Annotated in this window: 5 protein-coding genes and 1 other RNA gene; 5 read left to right on the forward strand and 1 reads right to left on the reverse strand. The window is 63.9% G+C overall.

The genetic code is table 11. From position 1 onward, the window contains the following. Nucleotides 1–7: 7 nt before the first annotated feature. The 3 genes from KHO41_RS07480 to KHO41_RS07490 are packed head-to-tail and all read left to right on the forward strand — an operon-like array spanning nucleotide 8 to nucleotide 1,958. Nucleotides 8–376, forward strand: a complete 369-nt coding sequence (locus KHO41_RS07480; RefSeq protein ID WP_244873742.1) for a PAAR domain-containing protein — start codon at nucleotides 8–10, stop codon at nucleotides 374–376. After that, nucleotides 373–1,260, forward strand: coding sequence for a glycine zipper family protein (locus tag KHO41_RS07485; protein ID WP_211952643.1), 888 nt, complete (start codon nucleotides 373–375; stop codon nucleotides 1,258–1,260). Before KHO41_RS07480 ends, KHO41_RS07485 begins: the two co-directional genes overlap by 4 nt. Continuing rightward, nucleotides 1,260–1,958: a hypothetical protein gene (locus KHO41_RS07490; RefSeq protein WP_211952644.1), complete on the forward strand. Its 699-nt coding sequence runs from the start codon at nucleotides 1,260–1,262 to the stop codon at nucleotides 1,956–1,958. Before KHO41_RS07485 ends, KHO41_RS07490 begins: the two co-directional genes overlap by 1 nt. Nucleotides 1,959–2,054: 96 nt before the next feature. Here the strand turns inward: KHO41_RS07490 and ffs are convergent. Beyond that, nucleotides 2,055–2,153: signal recognition particle sRNA small type (gene ffs, locus KHO41_RS07495), an RNA gene on the reverse strand. Nucleotides 2,154–2,283: 130 nt separating this feature from the next. Between ffs and KHO41_RS07500 the strand changes: the two genes are divergently transcribed. After that, the gene (locus KHO41_RS07500) at nucleotides 2,284–4,770 is read left to right on the forward strand and encodes an adenosylcobalamin-dependent ribonucleoside-diphosphate reductase (protein ID WP_211952645.1); all 2,487 of its coding nucleotides are present in this window, start codon (nucleotides 2,284–2,286) and stop codon (nucleotides 4,768–4,770) included. 99 nt (nucleotides 4,771–4,869) lie between these two features. Next, nucleotides 4,870–6,215 (forward strand): DNA polymerase III subunit gamma/tau (locus KHO41_RS07505; RefSeq protein ID WP_211952646.1); only part of this gene is annotated, 1,346 nt, incomplete at its 3' end.

The raw sequence follows: 6,215 nt of genomic DNA on the forward strand, positions 1-6,215 counted from the left end.
TAACCTCATGGGCAAACACGCTGCATTGGACGGTGATCTTTGTCTGTGCAAATGCCATCCGATGCCGACTATGCTCTCCAGTCAATCGGACATGTTTGAAACGTTTGACGCCCATCATTTGTCGGAAATGGGGTTCTCGCCGAAGGGCGGCGCCTTGGAACCGGTAGCTGTGGGTCCTTTCGATGAGCAGGTGCGTGTACTGGATCGCGATGGTCGCCCGCTTTCAAACGTCCCGTACCACATTAGGGCAAGGAATGGCGTCACTTATAAAGGGCTGACAGACTCTCAGGGTCACTGCGAGCGCGTTCACACAGATAAACCAGAGGACATGGAGATTGCTGTTGGACACAGGGCGTTGGAGCGCTGGAACTCATGACCGAGTATGCGTACAAAGTGACGACAAACGGGGAAGCAGATTCCCGAGTCGATGTGCTGGGCCATCCTATGCCCGCACACATGTTTGTCTTCGTGGTTGTCGATGAGGTTGGCAGGGATGGATTCCTTGTTCGCAACTGCTACGCGTCGGTCGATAGCCCATGGCTCAAGCCACTAGATCTCGGGCGAGCGGGAGAATACAGAGAAGTTTTTCCCGAAAGGCTCGGCTTGTGGGGCAAGGGGCCCGACTCAACAGCGACGATTGCGGAACATGTGATGGGCGATGTGAAGGTAACCAGCTATGCATCCGTCAGTGGCAACTTTCCTCATGGGGCGAACCGGTTCGAAGGCAAGACGGTCTACATCGATATCGCGGCTGCAAAGCGATCCGGAGCGAGAATCATCACGCCGGAGGAGATCGGGATAGCCCTTGATGACTACCAACGACAGTTTCCACACCTCAAGGGGCGTATCGCTCGAATCAAGAACTACTCGCTCAATCTGGACAATGAGTTTCTCATTCAGCCAAACCGCCGTGTTCCGCCGTCCGGAATCTTCACCAGGCGTGGCTTAGGCCTGTCGCTCGGCATCGTAAAGTATGCTCGCGTGATCCAAGTGGTTGGCATTGGCTTCACTGCCTACGATATCGGCGTTGCCACCGGGCAATCGTTCTCGACAAGGAGTATTCGTCCCATCGAGAAAGAGGTTGTCAGGCAGATTGGTGGTTGGGGCGGGGCGATCGCTGGCATGAAAATGGGGGCTTCTGCTGGTGCCCTTGTTGGCTTGGAGACGGGGCCAGGCACAGTCATCACCGGCCTGATCGGCGGCATTGTTTTTGGTGCAATCGGCTACTTCGGCGGCGCCGTCGTGGCAGATGAGCTTTGATGAAGTTGGGAATGCTCTCCCTTGTTCGCATGATTGAAGAGTTTGGACTCAGAATGCAGGAGAGGCGCCTTGCGCGACTAATCAGGCGGCAGAGGCTGCACGCGCTTCCGCAGGTCTTCGGCGAATCTTTAGCCGCTTTGCAGGCGGTATTCGCTGACACTCCGGTTGACCTCCGGGGCGCGAACTCTCCCAATGGCTATCCGGCGAAGGAACATTTGGGCGAACTTGGCCTCAATGCCATCCTTCTGACTCAGAACATAGAGATCAATCAGTTTCCGCAATACCTGAAGATGCTCGGGGGCGGCCGGGATCAGGTAGCAAACCATCACTATGAGAGCGATGGTTTGCACACATTCATTGCCTACGATGACGAGTGCGGAGGGAGGAACGTTCGCCTTCTGAGCAACGATGTCGAGCTACTGGCGAAAGTCTCGACATCGACCTTTCACCCGCCACCACCGTGGATTGCCTGGTATGAGCTCGGACCATATAGACCAGCACTCCAGGGGAACGCCGAACATTGGTTCTGCCATGTATGGGACCCATTCTGGGAAAGTCTGAGTCTGGAGGCGCAGGACAAATTCATCGAGGCGTCGAGACTGCGAACACAGGCCCACATTTCCAATGAAGACTGGGAGGAGGGCTGGGTCTACCTGGTTAGAATGCGGGATCCGCGGTATCGCGCAAACCCGTCGTAATCTGTCTCAGATGTACGGGAACCGCTAAGGGCGAGTCGTCTGCGGGGCTTCCTGGTTCTGACGTAAGATGGCGGCAGGACAAGGAATAGAGAGAAGGTGGACGAGCCTGGCCCTCGGCACTGGTGGAAAACGGCTATGGCTGCTTCGTTCCCGACCTGACCAGGTTGACCGCGCCACCATGCGAGGAGGCCCGTCCGACCGCTATTGTAACCCAGAGTGGCGCACTGCGTCGAAATTGCATCGGATTGATCTTGCGCAGGCGCGATTGCCTGCCGTGGCCGGAGCATACCGGCTGCCCAATCGGACATGAATGGTGAGCCAAGACATGAACGCAAACGACCAGATCCTGCGCGGCGCGCTGGCGCCGCAGGAAATCTCGACCGAAGTCCTGCTGGAGAAATACGCCAAAGGCGAGGAGCAGAGCGTCACGGATGTGCGCGAGCGCGTGGCGCGCGCACTCGCGCAGGCCGAGACCGAGGGCCAGCGCGAAAGCTGGGCCGCGCGTTTCCTTTGGGCGCAGGAGAGCGGCTTCGTGCCGGCAGGGCGCATCAATTCGGCGGCGGGCACTGGCATTCAGGCCACGCTGATCAATTGCTTTGTGCAGCCCGTGGGCGATTCGGTGTCAGAGCCGCGCGATGGCAGGCCCAGCATCTATACGGCGGTCGCGCAGGCAGCCGAAACCATGCGGCGCGGAGGCGGCGTCGGCTATGACTTCTCGGCCATCCGGCCGGCCGGTGCGCTGGTGCGCGCCACGCATTCGCGCGCGTCCGGGCCGGTGTCGTTCATGAAGGTGTTCGACGCGTCGTGCGCGACGGTCGAGTCAGCCGGCGCGCGGCGCGGCGCGCAGATGGGCGTGCTGCGTTGCGACCACCCCGATATCGAGAGCTTTATCCACGCCAAGGACAAGGGCGATCTCAGTAACTTCAATATCTCGATCGGCGTTACTGACGAGTTCATGCGCGCGGTCGAGAGCGATGCAGAAGTGGAACTCGTGCACGAGGCCGAGCCCGGTGCCGACCTTATCGCCGGCGGGGCCTACCGTCGCGACGACGGCCAGTGGGTCTACCGGCGCATGCCTGCCCGCCTGCTATGGGATCAGGTCATGCATGCGACCTACGACCACGCCGAGCCCGGCATCCTGTTCCTGTCCCGCATCAACGCCGACAACAACCTCTATTACTGCGAGACCATCGAGGCGACCAATCCGTGCGCCGAGCAGCCGCTGCCGCCGTACGGTTGCTGCTGCCTGGGCTCGATCGACCTGACGCGCTTCGTGCGGCAGCCGTTCACGCCGGACAGCGAGTTCGACTTCGACGCGTTCGCGGAAGTCGTCCGGGTGTCCACGCGCATGCTGGACAACGTACTCGACGTGACCTTCTGGCCGCTGTCCGAGCAACAGGCGGAAGCGCAGGCCAAGCGCCGCGTCGGGCTCGGCTTCCTTGGGCTGGGCAGCGCGCTCGTGATGCTGGGCCTGCGCTACGACAGCGAGCCGGCGCGCGCCTTGGCCGCTCGCATCGCCGAACGCATGCGCGATGAGGCGTACCTTGCATCGACGGCGTTGGCCAAGGAGAAGGGCGCCTTCCCGTTGTTCGATACCAATGCCTACCTGCAAAGCGGCTTTGCAAGCCGGCTGCCCGAGCCCGTGCGCCAGGCGATCGCGCGCAATGGCCTGCGTAACTCGCATCTGCTGTCGATCGCGCCAACCGGCACCATCACGCTGGCCTTTGCCGACAACGCCTCGAACGGCATCGAGCCGGCGTTCTCTTGGACGTACCAGCGCAAGAAGCGCATGCCGGACAACAGCTACCGCACGTACGAGGTGGCCGACCACGCTTGGCGGCGCTACCGTCACACGGGCGCGGACATGGACAAGTTGCCGGATGCCTTCGTGACGGCGCTGCAGATGTCGGCGCTGGACCATATGCGCATGCTGCAGGCGGTGCAGCCGTATATCGATACCAGCATCAGCAAGACCGTCAACGTACCAGAGGACTATCCGTACGAGGCGTTCCGCAATCTCTATCTGGAGGCGTGGAAGGCAGGGCTGAAGGGGCTGGCGACCTACCGGCCGAACAGCGTGCTCGGTGCCGTGTTGTCGGTCGGCGCGCCGGCTGCCGCCGCTGCCCCGACTGCGGCGGCAGCGGACGACCCGCTGGCGCGGCCGTACGGCAGCCGCCCCGTGGGCGACCTGGAAGGCGTGACTTCCAAGCTCGACTACATGACCTACGAAGGGCACAAGACCGTCTACCTGACCGTGAACTTCATGCGGGTCAGTGGCATGGTGGACGGAAAGCCGGTCGAGATCGAGCGGCCGATCGAGTTCTTCATGCCGGCCGGGCAGCGCAGCGAGGGGCAGCAGTGGATTACGTCGACCATGCGCCTGTTGTCCATGGTGGCGCGTTCGGGCGGCTCGGTGGCGAAGGCGCTGGCCGACATGCGCAATGTCGTGTGGGACAAGGGCACGGTCCGCTACGGCACGCTCGCACGGCAGGACGGCACCGAGGTGCCGCGCTTCCATGATTCCGAGGTGGCGGCGATCGGCTATGCGCTCCAGCGCATCCTGATCAAGCGCGGCTTTCTCGATGCCGAAGGGGGGCAGGTGCCGGTGGCCGAACTGGCGGCGCGCCTGGCCCGCCGCGAGAATGGCGCTGCCGGGGCGGAGATCGGGCAGGGCAACGCGGTTGCCGCCGCTCCTGTCAATCCGGCCCTCGGCACCGGAAAACCATGCCCCGAGTGTGGCGCGCACGCCCTGCACAAGGTGGATGGCTGCGCCAAGTGCGCCAACTGCGGATACGTGGGCGAGTGCGGCTGAGCGGGCCCGGCGCGAGCCCAGGCGGCGCCAAGGCTGGCGGGGGCGGCGGTTGCCGTGGCGGCCGCCGTCGCCGCCCCGCCTTTTGCTACAATCGCCGCCATGAGTTATCAAGTTCTAGCGCGCAAATGGCGCCCCAGGGATTTCACCACGCTGGTCGGCCAGGAGCACGTGGTCCGCGCGCTCACGCACGCGCTGGAACAGCAACGGCTCCACCACGCCTACCTGTTCACCGGCACGCGTGGGGTCGGCAAGACCACGCTGTCCCGGATCCTGGCCAAGGCCCTCAACTGTACCGGCGCTGACGGCAACGGCGGCATCACCGCCCAGCCGTGCGGCCAGTGCAAGGCCTGCACCGAAATCGACAGCGGCCGCTTCGTCGACTATATCGAGATGGACGCGGCCTCAAACCGCGGCGTCGACGAAATGGCGCAGCTGCTCGACAAGGCGGTGTACGCGCCGTCGGCGGGGCGCTTCAAGGTCTACATGATCGACGAAGTGCACATGCTGACCAACCACGCCTTCAACGCGATGCTGAAGACGCTGGAGGAGCCGCCCGGCCACGTCAAGTTCATCCTGGCCACCACCGACCCGCAGAAGATTCCGGTCACGGTGCTGTCGCGTTGCCTGCAGTTCAATCTCAAGCAGATGCCGCCGGCGCAGATCGTGTCCCACCTGGACAATATCCTGGGGCAGGAAGGCATCGGCCATGACGGCAATGCGCTGCGGCTGCTGGCCCAGGCGGCCCACGGCTCGATGCGCGACGCGCTGTCGCTGACCGACCAGGCCATTGCCTACAGCGCGGGCGATGTGTCCGAGGAAGCCGTGCGCGGCATGCTCGGCGCCATCGACCAGGGTTATCTCGTGCAACTGCTCGACGCGCTGGCGGCCGAGGACGGCGCCGCGCTGATCGGCATTGCCGACGCCATGGCTGACCGCAGCCTGTCGTTCGCCGGTGCGCTGCAGGATCTTGGCTCGCTGCTGCACAAGATCGCGCTGGCCCAGGCCGTCCCAGCTTCGGTGCAGGACGAATGGCCGGAAGCCGGCGATGTGCGCCGTCTGGCGGGCGTGTTCGACGCGCAGGAAGTCCAGCTTTTCTACCAGATCGCGAACCTTGGCCGCAGCGAACTCGCGCTGGCGCCCGACGAGTACGCGGGCTTCACCATGACGCTGCTGCGCATGCTGGCGTTCCGCCCGTCGTCGACGCCGGAACCGCTGCCTGCGACGGCGCCGGGGCAGGGCGGTGGCGCTACGCCGCGCGCCCGCGCTGCGGCAGCCGCCGCGCCGGTCGTGGCTGAACCCGTGGCGCGCTATGCGGAATCTGCTGCGTCGCCTGCACCTGCGCCCGCTCCGGCAGCGCAGGCCCCAGCGGTTGCTGCGCCTGCCAGGCAGGACGCCGGCGGCGATGCACCGATGTCGCCTGCCCGGGCCGCCCTCGCGGCAGCGCG

The sequence above is a fragment of the Cupriavidus numazuensis genome, assembly GCF_905397435.1.
Classification (GTDB): Bacteria; Pseudomonadota; Gammaproteobacteria; order Burkholderiales; family Burkholderiaceae; genus Cupriavidus; species Cupriavidus numazuensis.

What these genes read in the sequence shown, in the direction of transcription:
- KHO41_RS07480 (WP_244873742.1), top strand. Translation starts at nt 8, where the DNA reads ATGGGCAAACACGCTGCATTGGACGGTGATCTTTGTCTGTGCAAATGC.
- KHO41_RS07500 (WP_211952645.1), top strand. Translation starts at nt 2,284, where the DNA reads ATGAACGCAAACGACCAGATCCTGCGCGGCGCGCTGGCGCCGCAGGAA.
- KHO41_RS07485 (WP_211952643.1), top strand. Translation starts at nt 373, where the DNA reads ATGACCGAGTATGCGTACAAAGTGACGACAAACGGGGAAGCAGATTCC.
- KHO41_RS07490 (WP_211952644.1), top strand. Translation starts at nt 1,260, where the DNA reads ATGAAGTTGGGAATGCTCTCCCTTGTTCGCATGATTGAAGAGTTTGGA.